At 45.1% G+C, this 15,985-nt stretch carries 15 protein-coding genes; 14 read left to right on the top strand and 1 reads right to left on the bottom strand.

The features are described 5' to 3' along the window. Positions 1-12: 12 nt before the first annotated feature. The 3 genes from rpoC to DXA13_RS21685 all read left to right on the top strand — a co-directional run bounded on the left by rpoC (position 13) and on the right by DXA13_RS21685 (position 4,907). A complete protein-coding gene (gene rpoC, locus DXA13_RS09565) occupies positions 13-3,639 on the top strand; it encodes a DNA-directed RNA polymerase subunit beta' (RefSeq protein ID WP_118243826.1) in 3,627 nt (1,208 codons plus the stop codon). A 302-nt stretch (positions 3,640-3,941) separates the two neighbouring features. Next, a complete protein-coding gene (locus DXA13_RS09560) occupies positions 3,942-4,598 on the top strand; it encodes a phage head-tail adapter protein (protein WP_118243824.1) in 657 nt (218 codons plus the stop codon). A 147-nt stretch (positions 4,599-4,745) separates the two neighbouring features. After that, positions 4,746-4,907: a hypothetical protein gene (locus DXA13_RS21685; RefSeq protein WP_243009049.1), complete on the top strand. Its 162-nt coding sequence runs from the start codon at positions 4,746-4,748 to the stop codon at positions 4,905-4,907. A gap of 424 nt (positions 4,908-5,331) precedes the next feature. On the opposite strand, the gene DXA13_RS09550 is transcribed toward DXA13_RS21685, so the two are convergent. Then, positions 5,332-6,744, bottom strand: a complete 1,413-nt coding sequence (locus DXA13_RS09550; protein ID WP_118243822.1) for a flagellar biosynthesis protein FlgA — start codon at positions 6,742-6,744, stop codon at positions 5,332-5,334. A gap of 97 nt (positions 6,745-6,841) precedes the next feature. On the opposite strand from DXA13_RS09550, the gene DXA13_RS09545 reads away from it, so the two are divergent. The 11 genes from DXA13_RS09545 to DXA13_RS09495 all read left to right on the top strand — a co-directional run bounded on the left by DXA13_RS09545 (position 6,842) and on the right by DXA13_RS09495 (position 15,972). Further along, positions 6,842-7,807, top strand: coding sequence for a LysR family transcriptional regulator (locus tag DXA13_RS09545; RefSeq protein WP_181995598.1), 966 nt, complete (start codon positions 6,842-6,844; stop codon positions 7,805-7,807). A gap of 203 nt (positions 7,808-8,010) precedes the next feature. Then, complete coding sequence (locus DXA13_RS09540; RefSeq protein ID WP_181995597.1) at positions 8,011-8,508, top strand: tripartite tricarboxylate transporter TctB family protein; 498 nt, start codon at positions 8,011-8,013, stop codon at positions 8,506-8,508. Between the two features lie 15 nt (positions 8,509-8,523). Further along, positions 8,524-8,877: a tripartite tricarboxylate transporter permease gene (locus tag DXA13_RS21680; protein WP_243009048.1), complete on the top strand. Its 354-nt coding sequence runs from the start codon at positions 8,524-8,526 to the stop codon at positions 8,875-8,877. Beyond that, complete coding sequence (locus tag DXA13_RS09535; protein WP_347559802.1) at positions 8,877-10,034, top strand: tripartite tricarboxylate transporter permease; 1,158 nt, start codon at positions 8,877-8,879, stop codon at positions 10,032-10,034. Before DXA13_RS21680 ends, DXA13_RS09535 begins: the two co-directional genes overlap by 1 nt. A 38-nt stretch (positions 10,035-10,072) precedes the next feature. Beyond that, positions 10,073-11,164 carry a tripartite tricarboxylate transporter substrate binding protein gene (locus DXA13_RS09530; protein ID WP_118243816.1) on the top strand — a complete coding sequence of 364 codons (1,092 nt, stop codon included), beginning with the start codon at positions 10,073-10,075 and terminating at the stop codon, positions 11,162-11,164. 7 nt (positions 11,165-11,171) lie between these two features. Beyond that, positions 11,172-12,215, top strand: a complete 1,044-nt coding sequence (locus DXA13_RS09525) for a 4-hydroxythreonine-4-phosphate dehydrogenase PdxA (protein WP_243009047.1) — start codon at positions 11,172-11,174, stop codon at positions 12,213-12,215. Positions 12,216-12,231: 16 nt separating this feature from the next. Beyond that, positions 12,232-13,047: a sugar phosphate isomerase/epimerase gene (locus DXA13_RS09520; RefSeq protein ID WP_118243814.1), complete on the top strand. Its 816-nt coding sequence runs from the start codon at positions 12,232-12,234 to the stop codon at positions 13,045-13,047. 10 nt (positions 13,048-13,057) lie between these two features. Continuing rightward, the gene (locus tag DXA13_RS09515; protein ID WP_118243811.1) at positions 13,058-13,261 is read left to right on the top strand and encodes a hypothetical protein; all 204 of its coding nucleotides are present in this window, start codon (positions 13,058-13,060) and stop codon (positions 13,259-13,261) included. 196 nt (positions 13,262-13,457) lie between these two features. Beyond that, a complete protein-coding gene (locus DXA13_RS09505; protein ID WP_118243809.1) occupies positions 13,458-13,811 on the top strand; it encodes an aldolase/citrate lyase family protein in 354 nt (117 codons plus the stop codon). Positions 13,812-14,094: 283 nt separating this feature from the next. After that, positions 14,095-14,760 carry a GntR family transcriptional regulator gene (locus tag DXA13_RS09500; RefSeq protein WP_118243807.1) on the top strand — a complete coding sequence of 222 codons (666 nt, stop codon included), beginning with the start codon at positions 14,095-14,097 and terminating at the stop codon, positions 14,758-14,760. Positions 14,761-14,901: 141 nt separating this feature from the next. Then, positions 14,902-15,972: a TAXI family TRAP transporter solute-binding subunit gene (locus DXA13_RS09495; protein ID WP_118243805.1), complete on the top strand. Its 1,071-nt coding sequence runs from the start codon at positions 14,902-14,904 to the stop codon at positions 15,970-15,972. Positions 15,973-15,985 lie beyond the last annotated feature (13 nt).

The following is a 15,985-nucleotide window of genomic DNA, read 5'->3' as shown; positions in this document are numbered from 1 at the left end:
GGAGTATCATTCATGCCTGAGACAAATGAAACTTATCAGCCATTGACTTTTGATGCAATCAAGATTGGTCTGGCTTCTCCGGAAAAGATTCTGGAGTGGTCCCATGGCGAGGTCAAAAAACCGGAGACCATCAACTACAGGACATTGAAGCCGGAAAAAGACGGACTGTTCTGTGAAAAGATCTTCGGACCGACCAAGGACTGGGAGTGCCACTGCGGTAAATATAAGAAAATAAGATATAAAGGCGTTATTTGTGACAGATGTGGCGTGGAAGTTACAAAGGCCAGTGTGCGTAGAGAGCGCGTAGGCCATATTCAGCTTGCAGCTCCCGTTTCCCATATCTGGTATTTTAAGGGAATCCCGAGCCGTATGGGCCTGATCCTCGACATTTCACCGAGAACGCTTGAGAAGGTGCTCTATTTTGCTTCTTACATCGTACTGGATGCCGGCCAGACGGCCCTCCAGTATAAGCAGGTATTGTCCGAGAAGGAATATCGCGATGAGATGGAGAAGTACGGAAGCGGTGCATTCCGTGTAGGAATGGGTGCTGAGGCGATTCAGGAGCTTTTGAGAGCCATTGACCTGGAGAAAGATTCAGCAGAGCTTAGAAAGGGTCTTAAAGATGCAACAGGCCAGAAGCGTGCAAGGATCATCAAGAGACTGGAAGTCGTAGAGGCTTTCCGCAATTCCGGAAACCGTCCGGAATGGATGATTATGGATGTTATTCCGGTCATTCCTCCGGATATCCGTCCTATGGTACAGCTGGACGGCGGCCGTTTTGCCACATCGGACTTAAACGATTTATATAGAAGAATTATCAACCGTAACAACCGTCTTGCAAGGCTGCTGGAACTTGGCGCACCGGATATCATCGTACGTAATGAAAAACGTATGCTTCAGGAGGCCGTTGATGCGTTAATCGATAACGGCCGACGCGGAAGACCTGTCACAGGTCCTGGAAACAGAGCTTTAAAATCTCTTTCCGACATGTTGAAAGGTAAGCAGGGACGTTTCCGCCAGAACCTGTTGGGCAAGCGAGTTGACTATTCCGGCCGTTCAGTTATCGTCGTTGGACCGGAACTGAAGATTTACCAGTGTGGTCTGCCGAAAGAAATGGCAATCGAGCTGTTCAAACCGTTCGTTATGAAGGAGCTTGTTTCCAACGGTACGGCTCATAATATTAAGAACGCTAAGAAGATGGTAGAAAGACTTCAGCCGGAGGTATGGGACGTACTGGAAGACGTTATCAAAGAGCATCCTGTTATGTTAAACCGTGCTCCTACGCTGCACAGACTTGGTATCCAGGCCTTTGAGCCGATCCTTGTAGAAGGAAAGGCGATTAAGCTCCATCCCCTTGTTTGTACCGCATTCAACGCGGACTTTGACGGCGACCAGATGGCCGTTCATCTTCCTCTTTCTGTGGAAGCACAGGCAGAGTGCCGTTTCCTGCTCCTTTCACCAAACAACCTGTTAAAGCCTTCAGACGGCGGACCTGTTGCCGTTCCTTCACAGGATATGGTCCTTGGTATCTACTATCTGACACAGGAAAGACCAGGAGCCAAAGGCGAGGGCAAATGCTTTAAGAGCGTAAATGAAGCGATTCTGGCTTACGAAAATGGAGCAGTTACCCTTCACACAAGGGTGAAAGTTAAAATTACAAAGAAAATGGCGGATGGTACCGTAAAGTCTGCAATCGTAGAATCTACAGTCGGCCGTTTTATCTTTAATGAAATTATTCCTCAGGATCTGGGCTTTGTAGACAGAAGCATACCTGAGAACGAACTGAATATGGAAGTGGATTTCCATGTAGGTAAGAAGCAGCTGAAACAGATTCTTGAAAAAGTTATCAATGTACACGGCGCTACTCAGACGGCCGTTACGCTCGATGATATCAAGGCAATCGGTTACAAGTACTCTACAAGAGCTGCAATGACCGTATCAATTTCGGATATGACCGTACCGGAGAGCAAACCGCAGCTGATCGCAGATGCACAGGCCACGGTTGACCGGATTGCCAAGAACTTCCGCCGCGGTCTGATTACAGAAGAAGAGCGTTATAAAGAAGTTATTGAAACATGGAAGAATACGGATGATCAGCTGACTCATGATCTGCTGACAGGGCTGGATAAGTATAACAACATCTATATGATGGCCGACTCCGGCGCCCGTGGTTCTGATAAACAGATCAAACAGCTGGCTGGTATGCGTGGACTTATGGCCGATACGACAGGTCATACGATCGAACTCCCGATTAAGTCCAACTTCCGTGAAGGTCTGGACGTACTGGAATACTTCATCTCAGCGCATGGTGCACGTAAAGGTCTGTCCGATACGGCCCTCCGTACAGCGGACTCTGGTTACCTGACAAGACGTCTCGTTGACGTTTCCCAGGATCTGATTGTCCGTGAAACAGACTGCTGTGAAGGAAAAGCAATCCCATTTATGGAAATTAAAGCTTTTGCAGACGGTCAGGAGACGATCGAAAGTCTGGAAGAAAGACTGACAGGCAGATATATCGCGGAGACGATTACCGACCCTGATACGGGAGAAGTTGTCGTTAAGGCCAACCATATGTGTACGCCGAAGCGTGCTGCTGCTGTTATGAAAGTTTTACAGAAGATGGGAAGGGATTCCGTAAAGATCCGTACCGTTCTTTCCTGTAAATCCCATATTGGTGTATGCGCAAAATGTTATGGTGCGAACATGGCTACAGGACAGCCGGTTCAGGTAGGCGAGGCTGTCGGTATCATCGCAGCTCAGTCAATCGGTGAGCCTGGTACACAGCTGACCATGCGTACATTCCATACCGGCGGCGTTGCCGGCGGCGATATTACTCAGGGTCTTCCTCGTGTCGAGGAGCTTTTTGAGGCACGAAAACCAAAGGGTCTTGCAATTATTGCTGAGTTCGGCGGTGTTGTCGCAATTAAGGATACAAAGAAAAAACGTGAAATTGTCGTAACCGACAATGAAACAGGCAATTCCAAGACATACCTGATTCCTTACGGTTCCAGGATTAAGGTCATGGACGGACAGGTGCTTGAAGCTGGTGATGAGCTGACGGAAGGTAGCGTAAATCCTCACGATATCTTGAAAATCAAGGGTGTTCGTGCGGTTCAGGACTACATGATTCAGGAGGTTCAGCGTGTTTACCGTCTGCAGGGTGTAGAAATCAATGACAAGCATATCGAAGTCATCGTGCGTCAGATGCTTAAGAAGATTAAGCTTGAAGAGAGCGGAGATTCTGATGTACTTCCAGGAGTATCCATGGATGTTCTGGATTATAACGACATGAATGAAGCGCTGATCGCAGAAGGTAAAAAGCCAGCAGAGGGCAAGCAGGTCATGCTGGGTATTACAAAGGCATCCCTGGCAACAGATTCTTTCCTGTCTGCAGCATCCTTCCAGGAGACTACCAAGGTTCTTACTGAGGCAGCCATCAACGGAAAGGTCGACCATCTGATCGGACTGAAAGAGAATGTTATTATCGGTAAACTGATTCCGGCCGGAACAGGTATGAAGAGATACAGAAGCGTTAAGCTGGACACGGATGTGGAAATGGATGATGATATCATTCTGTCTGACGATGAAGAGCTTGAAGCAGAAGAGGTTCTGGATATTGATGATAATGTAGAAGAATAAAAAAAGTTCCGCGCTTAAAAAGCGCGGAACTTTTTTGCTGAGGATGTTACAAAAAGGAATAGGGCATTGCCGCCGATACCAGATGGAGTGACTTGGCTACTGCCTGGAACGGAATCTGGTATCGGCGGCAATGCGGATTCGACTTTTGCAACACCCTCTTCCCGTTATTTTTATAGAGCGAGCAATGAGCCGTTTGACATTTCAAAATGCAAAGATTAGAATGAAAAAAGCGAGTTATGTGTTGTAAGACTTAGGCGGATAAGGCGTAGCACGGCAAATTGGAATTTGAGAGGGAATTGAATATGAATAAGGAATGGTCTGAACTAAATAAATCAATGCAGGCGCAAATAAAAAAGAAAGATACTTATAAGATGGGGCTTGATACTTTACTTAGTTTACGAAGTCAGCTAATGCAAACCTTAGTATCTTTCAAAGAGGAGTTATGCAGAGAATCTTTTAACGCAATTCCCTTCATAAACGCTGATGGTTATCATAGTAAGACGATTGCTTATTCTATTTGGCATATTTTTCGCATTGAAGATATAGTTGCGCATACAGTGATAAATGAAGATGAACAAGTATTTTTTGCAGGCAATTATCAGGAGCGTATCAATTCACCCATCATTACAACAGGAAATGAACTCATTAAACAGCAGATTGCAGACTTTTCAAAACAGCTTAATCTGGAAGAATTATATTCATATATTTTTGAAGTACGGGAAAGCACTGAGAAGATGCTTGAACGGCTATCTTATGATGAATTGAAAAGAAAAATACCGGAAGAAAGAAAAGGATACTTAGAGTCGTTGAATGTAGTAAACGACAATGAAAAAGCAATTTGGCTGATTGATTATTGGTGTAATAAAGATATTCGTGGACTAATTCAAATGCCGCTTTCAAGACATTGGATTATACACACAGAAGCCTGTTTACGTATTAAGAACAAGATACATTTATAAGCAAAAATTCCAATTTGATGAGGTATCTGAATGGAAGGAAATATATTCTTTTTTATCATATTATGCATTTGGGCCGTTATTTATTTATGTTTGGCCGTATACATATGGTTTTCAAAAAAAGCAATCGGTTTATGGGGAAATAAGAAAATGTTTGAGGTGACGGATATAAAAAAGTATAATCATGCCATGTCCAAACTCTATGTTGCGCATGGAATTGTATTTATTCTGCTCGGACTGCCTTTGCTTGCAGGACATCCCAAATGGATATTTCTCTCGGTTGCGGGAGCTGTAGTTGAAACCATAGTTTGATGGCAGTTTATTCTTTGGTGATTAAGAAAAAATACATAAAGTGATTTTGGCAATTCCCGTTTATCGGGCCTTTAAGTACGCCTTTTTGGTTTTATACATACTTCCCTTTTATACGTTTTCAATAGTGGTTAAACCGAATTCGGGATAATAGTGGCAAGCAGTGTTTCAGGGTACACACGAAACGATTTTACAGGCGTGTATAGACTCCTGCCCTGCTTGCCACAATTGCTTTCGGTGGGATCCCAATTCCCGCCGCGCATGAAGCCAGCCCCAGCATGAGAGGGGGTACGTTTCACGCCGGAGCGGTCGTGCGGAACGATAGCAGGCCGTTTTCTGGAGTTTAGGTGGAATGATACAGGCCCCTCGGTTTTACGTCCGAAAAGTCCGCTCTGCCACTTGTGGTTTTGAGAAAGGTGCGGAACTTTTATGCGAAATATGCATCCTGTTCCCGCCTGAGCCGCCATAAAAGGGAGTTTTCAGGCTCTTCCACCATATCATAAGTGATGAGTGTTCCTTTTGGAATACGGACTCTGGCACGATTACCGAACAGGAGATGGCCTTCTGCATAATTGCCCGGCGCCACAGGCATATAAGGCCTGATCACTGCTCTCATGGAGGTGCTGTGATCTCCGCCGAATGTAGCGCCGGCTTCTATGTTTTCATCGGCGACCTTAGCCAGCTGAAAGCGGGGGAGGTAATGGTCGGAAGCTGTATTGATACCGAGAAGTCCGGCCAGAAGCAGAGTGCAAGGTGTCTCTACACCGCATAGATGATAAGGGCGGTAAATGACGGTTGCATGTTTGTCATAACTGGCGATTTGGCCTTTTGTTGCGAGAATTTCATTGGAATATTCGCTGTCGCTTCTTACGACAAGAAATACTCCGCCCCCAAGGCCGGCGTCGGCAGGCTCGTGCATGCAGGTAACTAAATCAAGGGTATCCTCATGCTCGAGAAGGCCGCCATGGTCAGTACCGATATAAACATCTGGAATCTCCGAAATTCTCATTGGGGCATGAATCAGAGTCTCAACCTGGGGCGTCAATCCCGTATAGTTGCCTGCGATCGTCATTTCGCATAGATCATATGCTCCAGGATGGGGCAGCCTGTCTAGCGCGGCTTTTCTGGCTTCAATATATTCCTTGACATGGCCGGCCGGTATTTTTTCAAAGTATTTTCTATCATCTTCAGAAAGTTTTACGGATGCTGAAAAAGGCGGCGCTACTGTTTTATCAGTCTTGATTGATACTGTCCCGGCTTCTTTATCATAAATAAACTCACCGTCGGTTGCCTTGCCTCCGCACAGGACGTGCAGCCCAATTGATTTGGCCCATTCATACATCTGAATCAGCAGTCCATGCTGATCGCCGTCAACAGGCGTATAGACAACTCCCTTTTCATCCGCTTTTTTCTTAAGAATCGGTCCGATGCAGGCATCGCAGTCCTTGGTAATAACGGCAACATGCTTTCCGCGTTCAATGGCATCTAAAATATTTCCGGCGGATTGTTCCGGATTTCCTGTACTTTCGCAGATGATATCCAGAGAGGCAATGCAGGCAGGGAGGCTGCTCTGATCCGTATAGACATACATACCGTCGGAAAGGGCTTTTTCGGCCTCTTCGGCGCTGTTACAGTAAATCTGTCGGGAAGCGGGAATTCCCGCTCTTTCATAAGCCTTTTTTGCATTTTCAAGCCTGATATCGGCAATGACACATACATTTAAAAACGGCGTCCGTATTCCCTGAGTTACGATCGCAGTGCCATAAGCGCCTGTTCCGATAATTCCAACATTCACGCAGTCTTTCTTACGGAATTTGTTGTACAGATGGTGGTAAATCATTTTGAAACTCCTTTCTTAACGGTGTACTATATTTGGCTTTCGGTTAAAGTATATAAAAAGCAGATTGTTTTGTACAATTATTTATGGTAAAATGACAATGCCAAAATGGAATGATGAAAACAGCTGCGTGCCGGATTCAAGCGGAACGGGAACCATTAAGATAACAGGGGGAAACTACATGCGTGATATTGACTGGAAAATTATTGTGACACTGTATGACTGCAAGAATGTGACAAAGGCCGCTAATATGCTGTATATGAGCCAGCCTACGCTTTCCAAAAACTTAAACCGCATTGAAGCGGAGCTGGGAGATAAGATCATAGAACGTTCAAATAAAGGCGTAGTATTTACTGAAAGCGGAGAATATCTTGCTATGCAGGCAGTAGAAATTACAAAATTAATCTCAGAAACAATGCAGACGTATAAAGAAATGAGGCTTGGAAGCAAGGTACTGTCCATTGGTTCGGCTTCAAGTTTTGCGAGGTATGCCCTTCCGAAACTGATGAGCAGATACAATGATTTGAACAAAGAGAATGAGATTCATTATAATGTTCAGGTGATGACCAGCAGTGAAATTATAAGTATGGTCCAGAGGCAGGAATTAAAAATCGGATTTGTAAACGGGGACAGGGACTGGGATTCCAAAGTGCTTTGCTCTGTCGGGTACGGATATATTATTTCCAAAAATCCCTTGAAAATGGAGGATCTGCCACATCTGCCGATGATCTGCCATCACAGGGATGCATACTCGTTGAAAATTCTGAGCAACTGGTGGAGAGATCATTTTAAGACTCCCTTTCATGTGACATATACGGTTTCCGATATTGCTACGAGTCTAAAGTGGATCGCAGCAGGAATGGGCTATGGAATTATGTACAGTACGGCGCTGGGAGAGGACGAGCAGTTCTATAAAATTCCCATGGAAGATCTGAATGGGAACCCGGTTAAGCGCAGCACATGGATGATTTACCATCCAAATAATAAAAAGGACCAGACGATTAGAAAGTTCATCGATTTTGTAAGTTCCCTGTACCCGAATGAGGAAGAACAGCCAAGGAACTGAATCAGGAAAAATGAAAAAGCCATCTGCAACAGCACTCTTACGCTGCTGCAGATGCTTTTATCATTCCGTTCTGGAATGGACAAAAGTGCTAAAAGTCATTTTACGCCCCTGATGTTTGTTGTTAAAATGAACATATCACAAAAAACTGCAGTTTTAGTATGAAAACGGATAGACGAAACGATTGCCATAAAAAAGGAGGGTATATGAAAGCGTTTAAATGGAATGACTGCATGGCAAATATAATTCTGGGGGCAGGAATTGCTGCGTTTGGCGCACTGATTATTGGGATAGTAAAAACACAGAATTATACCATATGGGGCCGCGGGGGTCCGGGACAGGGGCTGTTTCCCATGATTGCAGGAGGGGGAATCATTCTCTGTGGGATCGGCGTTCTTATAGAAGCCATCCTCGGAAAAAGGAAGGCCCCAGACGGACAGGAGACGAAGATCATCGAGATCAAAAGCAGGGAATTATATAATTTCTGCGTCGTTCTGGGAATCGCCGTGATCGTGGTTTTGCTAAGCGAGGTATTGGGATTTATTCCGTGTGTTGCCGTAGCCATGGTGTTGTATACAAAATTACTGAGCGGTGAAAACTGGCTGAAAAGTCTAGTGATCGGAATTGGAATGGGTATCGTAATTTACTGTATTTTTGTACTGTTCTTAAAGGTTCATTTTCCAAAAGGATTACTTGGTATTTAAGGGGAGGAGGAAACTATGCAGTCATTGATTAACTTGGCAGGCGGATTTGCCGGAGCGTTAGAACCGCTTGTACTGCTTTATTGCTTTATTGGCGTGCTGAGCGGAATTATAATTGGGGCGCTTCCTGGATTGGGGCCGTCTACCGGTATTGCAATTTTACTTCCGCTTACTTATGGGATGAATCACACGGCAGGAATTGTCATGCTGGCAGGTATTTATTACGGAGCTATGTATGGCGGTTCGATCACTTCCATTCTGATTAATACTCCAGGGGACTCGGCTGCTGTTGTGACGACCTTTGACGGCCATCCGATGGCAAAAAACGGCAGGCCGGCGCAGGCTCTCGGCATGGCGGCTTTTGCTCCGTAATCGGAGGTACGATTGCCCTGATCGGATTCGTATTTCTGGCTCCCGTTATTTCTACATATGCTCTTGTATTTAGTTCTACGGAATACGCAGCGCTGTATGTTATGGGCCTTACGGCGATTGCAGGCATGACGGGAAAAAGTGTTACAAAAGCATTTATGTCCTGCATGCTTGGCCTGTTTGTAGGAACGATCGGCCTGGATGCGGTGAATGGAACCCAGAGATTTGTATTCGGCATTACCCCTCTGTACAGTGGAATCGACTTTATACCTGTAGCAATGGGGCTGTTCGGTATCGCAGAAATGATAGCGGTACGTGATGAAGATAATAAAATTCAGTTAAAAAGGGGAGATATCCGTTTCAGAAAACTGCTCCCCAGCAGGGAAGACTGGCACTTCAGCCTGCCACATATTTTCAGGGGATCGATTCTTGGCTTCTTTGTAGGCATTCTTCCAGGAGCGGGAGCTACGATCGCTACGTTCCTAAGCTATGACCTGGCGAGAAGAACGGGAAAAAGAAAAGAGAAGTTCGGCACGGGTATTCCGGAAGGAATTGCAGCGCCGGAGAGTTCCAACAACGCAGCCTGCATCGGCGCAATGATACCCATGCTTACTCTGGGGGTTCCCGGCTCCGGAGCAACGGCTGTTATGATGGGTGCACTGCTTATGTTTGAGATGACGCCGGGCCCCTTTCTTTTCCAGAAAAATGCAGAGTTTGCATGGAACCTGTGTGCGAGTCTGTATGTAGCGAATGTGATTATGCTGATTCTGGTCATCTTTGCCCTGCCGCTGTTCATTCAGATTATAAAGGTAAAAGGAGGAATTCTGAATGCAGTTGTCATGGGATTCATTCTGGTCGGCGCTTATGCGATGAACAATTCACTGTTTGACGTAGGTATTGTGATCGTTTTCGGCGGCATCGGATACCTGTTTAAAAAACTGGAGATACCGGCGGCGCCTATGATACTGGCACTTGTGCTGGGCAACAATCTGGAAATCACATTTCGGCAGGGAATGACGCTTGTACACGGCAGCGTACTTGCGTTTATCAGCAGGCCTCTTACGGCAGCCATTTTATTGATAGCATTAGGGCTGGCTTTCGGAAAACCAATCGGAAATTTAATTAAGAAATTAATGGTCAGAAATCAGGCGGCGGCCTGAACACATAAAAAATAAATCAAATACAGGAGGATTTTAAAATGAGGAAAATGTTATTCGTTATGCTTTCTATGGCAGTATTGGGATTGACAGCATGTTCAGGGAACAGCAGCACTCCTTCAGCAGGCACAGAAGCAAAAAAAACAGATACGCAGGCGGCAGAATCAGACAGCGGAGAAGATAGCGGAGGCTGGGTTCCGAAGGATGATATTGAATTTATTGTAGGGAACAGCGCCGGAGGCGGTGCGGATCTTTTTACAAGAGAAGTGGTTTCCATCATAGATCAGTATAAAATGTGTCCTACCAACATTACGGTAGTAAATAAGCCGGGGTCTTCTCACGTAGCCGGCTATACATATCTGCTGGATCACGGTGACGATTACCATCTGGATGTTACGTCGGCCAGCTTTTTTACGCAGCCGGTATCTGGAAACTCGCCGTTTAAATTTGAAGATTTTTCCTATGTAGCGATGCTCTGTAAGGATCCGAACCTGCTTTTTGCCGCAAACAACGCCCCGTTTTCTGATTTTGACGGCATGATTGAATATGCGAAATCAAATCCGGGAGCCGTTTCTGCAGCAGGCTCCAGCGCCTATTCCGACGATGCAATTCTGTGCAATATGATCCAGAGCACGTGTGGAGTTGAACTTAATTACGTGACATATGAGAGCGGAGCAGATGTGCTGGCAGCCGTTATGGGCGGCCATGTACAGCTTGGGATCTTAAATCCTGCGGAGGTTGGTGATAATATCACGGCTGGAAATGTAAAGCCCATTGTTGTCAGCGCAGAAAAAAGAGTGGCTATGGATGGAATGGAAGAAGTGCCTACCTTTAAAGAAGCTGGAGTAGACATTGAACACGAGCAGCCAAGAGGATTTGTAATGTCTAATAAAGCAAGTCAGGAAGCGGTTCAGTACTATGCGGATCTGCTTGGGAAAGTTGCAGAGACACCAGAGTGGAAGGAATACTTACAACAGCAGTGCATGGAAGAAGAGGTCTATCTGGCAGAGGACTGGGAAAAAGTAGCAAAGGGCCATTATGTAGAGGTCTATACAGAATATGTGGGAAGGATTCTGGCAGATACAAATAATTTAAAATCTGATCTTACGATGGCAGATGAAAATGAGGAGTGATGGAAGAATGGAGCTTACGACATACAGGCCGGTGATCGGTGTAATCATGGGAGATGCAGCTGGTATAGGTTCAGAGATTATTGCAAAAGCGGCAGAAGAAGGATCTTTGACAAAAGAGGCAAGGCCGGTAATTATAGGAGATTACAGGCAGCTGGAAAGAGGAATGGAAATTGCAGGCGCGGACTTTCCGGTAGAAGTAAAAGATACCATAGAAGAAGCGGTAAAATATGCATCGGAGGACAAGGGAATTGTCATATATGATACGAAATTTCTGGATGCGTATGCAGTGAAACTGGGAGAGCTGAGCGCTGAATGCGGAAAGGATGAGGCAGAAAACATGGCGCTTGCCGTCAAATTCTGCCGGCTGGGACTGATCGAAGGCTTCTGTTTCGCTCCCAACAATAAAAGTGCGCTGAAAATGGCTGGTTATCATTTAAGCGGAATGGTGGATTTCCTTGCAGAAATGTTTGAGTATAGGGGAATAAAAGGAGAAATCAACATCAACGGAGCGGCCTTTAACGCCAGAGTAACCGGTCATATCCCGGCAAAAAATGTTTCTGCGGCGCTTTCTGTTGAAAAAATACTGGATACGCTCCATATGAGCTATGATACGGTGAAACGGTTTGGAATTGAAAAGCCCAGGGTTGCGGTGGCGGCACTGAATCCTCATGGAGGCGAGAATGGAACGTGCGGTACAGAAGAAATAGATATTATTGCCCCGGCAGTGGAAACGGCCAGAAAAGAAGGGATTGATATTACAGGGCCGCTGGCAGCGGATACGTTATTCGGCCAGCTGTTTGCAGGAAAATATGATCTGGCGCTGACGATGAGTCATGACCAGGGACAGATTGCATTTAAATTAATCAATTTTGACAGGGTGGTTACGATTTACGGGGGGATTCCATATCCCGTAGGAACCGGAGCCCATGGCACGGCCTATGATATTGCCGGAAAGGGAGTCGCAGGACACCGTGCATACGTGACGGCATACAATATTGTGGTTCAGATGTGCAAAGTGGCTGCAGCGAAAAAATGTCAGGAACAGGACTGAAAGAAGGAGGAAGATCATGAAGCTGTGTTACCCGGTAGCCACTCCAGATTCCAATGTTTCACTAATGGCTTTTTGGGGTGAGAAACAATTTGAGAATAATGTAAAAGCAATTGCAGAAATCGGTTATCAGGGAGTAGAACTTCTCGTACGGGACGGCAGCCAGGTCGATGAGGAATACATCAAATCCATACTCGCCAGGTATGGTCTGGAAGCGGCTGCGGTTGGAAGCAGCCCTATTTTTACACAGGAAAAGCTGACTTTGGCCAATAAAGATCCGGAAAACAGGAAGCTGGCTCTGGAACGGGCTAAGGCGGGAATCGATTTCGCATCTTCTTTTAAAGTTCCTTACTGTATTGGGAAGTTCAGAGGTAATGTGGATGAGGCCGCGGCAGGCAGCACCATGGCGGACCTGACAGAGACGTTAAAGGCGATCGCGGAATATGCGGCGGAAAAGGAGGTGACTGTTTTGCTGGAACCTCAGAGCGCACCTGGGATCAACAACCTGCATACGGTGGGAGAAGTCCTTGCGAAAACAGTGGAGATCGGTGCAGAAAATATTGGCCTTCTTCTGGATATGTTTCATATGGATATCGCAGAAATATCCATGTGCGCGGCTGTCGTTCAATCAGGAAAACGAACATGTTTTATTCATGCTTCCGAAAATAAGAGGCTGCCGGTCGGCACAGGAAGGCTTTCTGTCAGCGATATGATAGAGATGTTAAAAGTGACTGGTTATAATGGCTATATTTCTGTGGAAGTGCTTCAGAGGCCGGACAGTTATACGGCTGCAAAAATATCGTACCACACATTAAATTACTGGATGAACCGATAGGAGGATGAAAATGTCAATAAAAGAAAAATTAAAGAAAGGCCAGAAAATTTCCGGCGTCATGATTCGGATTGTACGGAATCCGGCGCTGGCGTATCTGGCAAATAACGGCGGCCTTGATTTCGTTATGTATGATTGTGAGCACAGCGATTATAATATGGAATCCCTTCACGATCTGTTTCTTATGGGCAATGCGTTAGGACTGGAAGGCTGGTAAGAGTCCCAAACGGAACAAAGGAGTGGATTTCTCGCGTACTGGATCAGGGGGCTTCCGGCGTTATGGTGCCAATGATTGAAACAAGAGAGCAGGCAGAAAACCTTGTGTTCTATTCAAAGTATCAGCTGTAGGGGGAAGAGGATTTTCTGGGGGAATTGCTCACTGCGGTTATAAAGGCGGCAGACATGCGGATGTCATGCAGGCCGCAAACGACAGAGTGATAGCAATCGCACAGATTGAAACAAAGAAAGCAGTGGAACATATCGAAGAAATTGCCTCTGTGGAAGGGATCGATGCACTTTTGATCGGTCCGAACGACCTTTCAGTTTCATTGGGAATTCCAGGCGATCTGATGAACCCCATTGAGCTGGAAGCGATTTCAAAGGTGGCTGAAGCGTGTAGGAAATACGGGAAAAATTTCGGACTTCATGCAGGCGAAGGCATGCTGCGTAAGTTTGCAGATGATCTGACGCTTGTGATGTGTGGCACTGACACAGATATTATAACGAAAGGATTTGCAGAAACAGCAGAGATGGTAAAAACACTGTAAAATCCTGAAATAATAGAAATAAAATGAAAAAGAGCTCTCAATCCTGGGTACATATCAAATACCGGGGCTGCGGGCTCTTTTGCAATGATCTCAGTGTTTTAAAATGTATACATTTTATTGTTTATTTATCACAAAAATAACTGTAGAATATGCTGAAATACGTCAAAACATAAAAAATGTATTGATTTACTGACTTAAAAATGGTATATATGAAATATAATGTATATAATTTTAATGTTAAACACGCTAAAATATCTAAAATGTATATATTTTAGGAGGTAAAATGGAAAACAAAGAAGTATTGGTAGACTATGCGGCCAAGGAGCTGAGAAAGAAGATTTTAGATGGAACCCTCAAGCCAGGCCAAAAACTATGTGAAAGGGAGATGATAGAGGAATTGAAAGTAAGCAGAACACCGTTGCGAGAGGCTTACCGTGTTCTGCAGTCGGAAGGGCTGTTGAAGCATATTCCGCAGAAAGGGGTGGTAGTAGCAGATGGATTAAATGAAGAGGAAATCATCGATATGATGTATGTGCTGGGTGTCCTGCTCCAGGAGGCCAGCAGACTGGCGGCAATCAATGCGGCAGACGATGAACTGCAGCAGCTTTTAGAGGTTCAGGAAACGATGGAAACGATGGAATTTGACCAGGATATGGCGAACGAACTGGATCAGAAATTTCATATTCTTGTGGCGAAAGCATCACATAACAGTACGATTTTATCCTACGTAAAGGACATTTACGGACGAGAGAAGAGAATCCTGTATGCAATTGGATTCAGAAGAGAAAGATATGTGATTTCCATCAGGGAACATAAAGAGATTTTGAGTGCAATTGCGATGCATGAACCAGATCAGGCGGCTAACTGCAACAAAGTCCACTTTGCAGCTTCATTAATATCCAACAGGAAGAAGATCAGAGAATTCAATGAAAGCTTAAATAATAAGTAATAAAGAAAAAGAGGCCATTACAGGATGCGACCCGGTAATAACCTCAGTGATCAAAATACCGTCAAGTATTCAGACTAATTCTATTTTAGAGAGATTGGAATCTATTGTCAAGCCTTAGTATAAAGGAAAAGGGTGAAGTAAATGAAAAAAATAATAAGTATTCTATTAACGATATCGTTTCTATTCACAGCAATGACAGGGTGCGGCCAGACGGCAGAAAAGAGTTCCGAACAGAGCCAGGAGGTTCAGAGCAGCGGGGGAAACGGCAGTGTGGCAAAAGACAGTGAAACACAAAGTAAAACGGATGTATGGCCGAAATTTATTACAATTCTGGGAGCGAGTTCAGGCGGAAACGCGATTCTGTCGGTCAGCGCGATTGCACAGGTAGTTTCCGAACATGTTCCATCAACCGTGACGGCACAGGTAACAGCAGGTTCCAATCAGAATGTCTTATTAATGGAACAGGGAGAAGGGCAGTTCGCATGGGGAGACGGTTATCTGATTTATACAGCGCATAACGGGCTGGAATCTTACGAAAATGACCCGGTCGAATTGGGAATGTGTCAGGTGATGAACTACAGTAAGACAATTGTACAGCTGGCGGTCAGGAAAGGTTCGGGTATAAAGAGTATACAGGACTTGAAAGGGAAAAAGGTGGTTGTAGGCGCTGCCGGAAGCGGTACGGAAGCGATGAGCAAACGAATTTTTGGAAATCTCGGTCTGTATAAAGATGGAAAATACGACTTTGAAGCGGAATACAGCGGTGTCTCAGAAGGCTGCGATCTGATCTCAAATGGTCTGGCAGATGCAATTTTAATCGGCGGCTCCATCCCATTTACTAATTTTACTGAAATGTTTATTAATGAGAAAATAGAGCTGATCGGCTTTACGGAAGATGAAGTGAAAACACTTGTGGATGCAAACTGCGGATATATGGCAGGAACAATTCCGGCAGGCTCTTATGATGGCAAAGTCGGAGAAGAACTTCTGACTGTTGCTTCTACAGGAGGCCTGATCTGCCGTGAAGATCTTCCGGAAGAACTGGTTTATGAATTCGTTAAGACTGTTTGTGAGAACTGGAGCGAACTGGAAGAATATCACGATATATTTAAACAGACATCACCGGAAGAGATCGGACTGGCTAATGAAGAATGGGCACCTCTTCATCCAGGTGCTAAAAAGTACTATCAGGAAAAGGGATATCTGAAATAAACGGATAGCAGAA

Source organism: Clostridium sp. AM58-1XD, assembly GCF_003464085.1.
Classification (GTDB): Bacteria; Bacillota; Clostridia; order Lachnospirales; family Lachnospiraceae; genus Lachnoclostridium_A.
This window is presented reverse-complemented; position numbering and strand designations above follow the sequence as displayed.

What these genes read in the sequence shown, in the direction of transcription:
- DXA13_RS09540 (WP_181995597.1), top strand. Translation starts at nt 8,011, where the DNA reads ATGAAAGCGTTTAAATGGAATGACTGCATGGCAAATATAATTCTGGGG.
- DXA13_RS09515 (WP_118243811.1), top strand. Translation starts at nt 13,058, where the DNA reads ATGTCAATAAAAGAAAAATTAAAGAAAGGCCAGAAAATTTCCGGCGTC.
- DXA13_RS09505 (WP_118243809.1), top strand. Translation starts at nt 13,458, where the DNA reads ATGCAGGCCGCAAACGACAGAGTGATAGCAATCGCACAGATTGAAACA.
- rpoC (WP_118243826.1), top strand. Translation starts at nt 13, where the DNA reads ATGCCTGAGACAAATGAAACTTATCAGCCATTGACTTTTGATGCAATC.
- DXA13_RS09530 (WP_118243816.1), top strand. Translation starts at nt 10,073, where the DNA reads ATGAGGAAAATGTTATTCGTTATGCTTTCTATGGCAGTATTGGGATTG.
- DXA13_RS21680 (WP_243009048.1), top strand. Translation starts at nt 8,524, where the DNA reads ATGCAGTCATTGATTAACTTGGCAGGCGGATTTGCCGGAGCGTTAGAA.
- DXA13_RS09560 (WP_118243824.1), top strand. Translation starts at nt 3,942, where the DNA reads ATGAATAAGGAATGGTCTGAACTAAATAAATCAATGCAGGCGCAAATA.
- DXA13_RS09525 (WP_243009047.1), top strand. Translation starts at nt 11,172, where the DNA reads ATGGAGCTTACGACATACAGGCCGGTGATCGGTGTAATCATGGGAGAT.
- DXA13_RS09495 (WP_118243805.1), top strand. Translation starts at nt 14,902, where the DNA reads ATGAAAAAAATAATAAGTATTCTATTAACGATATCGTTTCTATTCACA.
- DXA13_RS09500 (WP_118243807.1), top strand. Translation starts at nt 14,095, where the DNA reads ATGGAAAACAAAGAAGTATTGGTAGACTATGCGGCCAAGGAGCTGAGA.
- DXA13_RS21685 (WP_243009049.1), top strand. Translation starts at nt 4,746, where the DNA reads ATGTTTGAGGTGACGGATATAAAAAAGTATAATCATGCCATGTCCAAA.
- DXA13_RS09545 (WP_181995598.1), top strand. Translation starts at nt 6,842, where the DNA reads ATGCCAAAATGGAATGATGAAAACAGCTGCGTGCCGGATTCAAGCGGA.
- DXA13_RS09520 (WP_118243814.1), top strand. Translation starts at nt 12,232, where the DNA reads ATGAAGCTGTGTTACCCGGTAGCCACTCCAGATTCCAATGTTTCACTA.
- DXA13_RS09550 (WP_118243822.1), bottom strand. Translation starts at nt 6,744, where the DNA reads ATGATTTACCACCATCTGTACAACAAATTCCGTAAGAAAGACTGCGTG.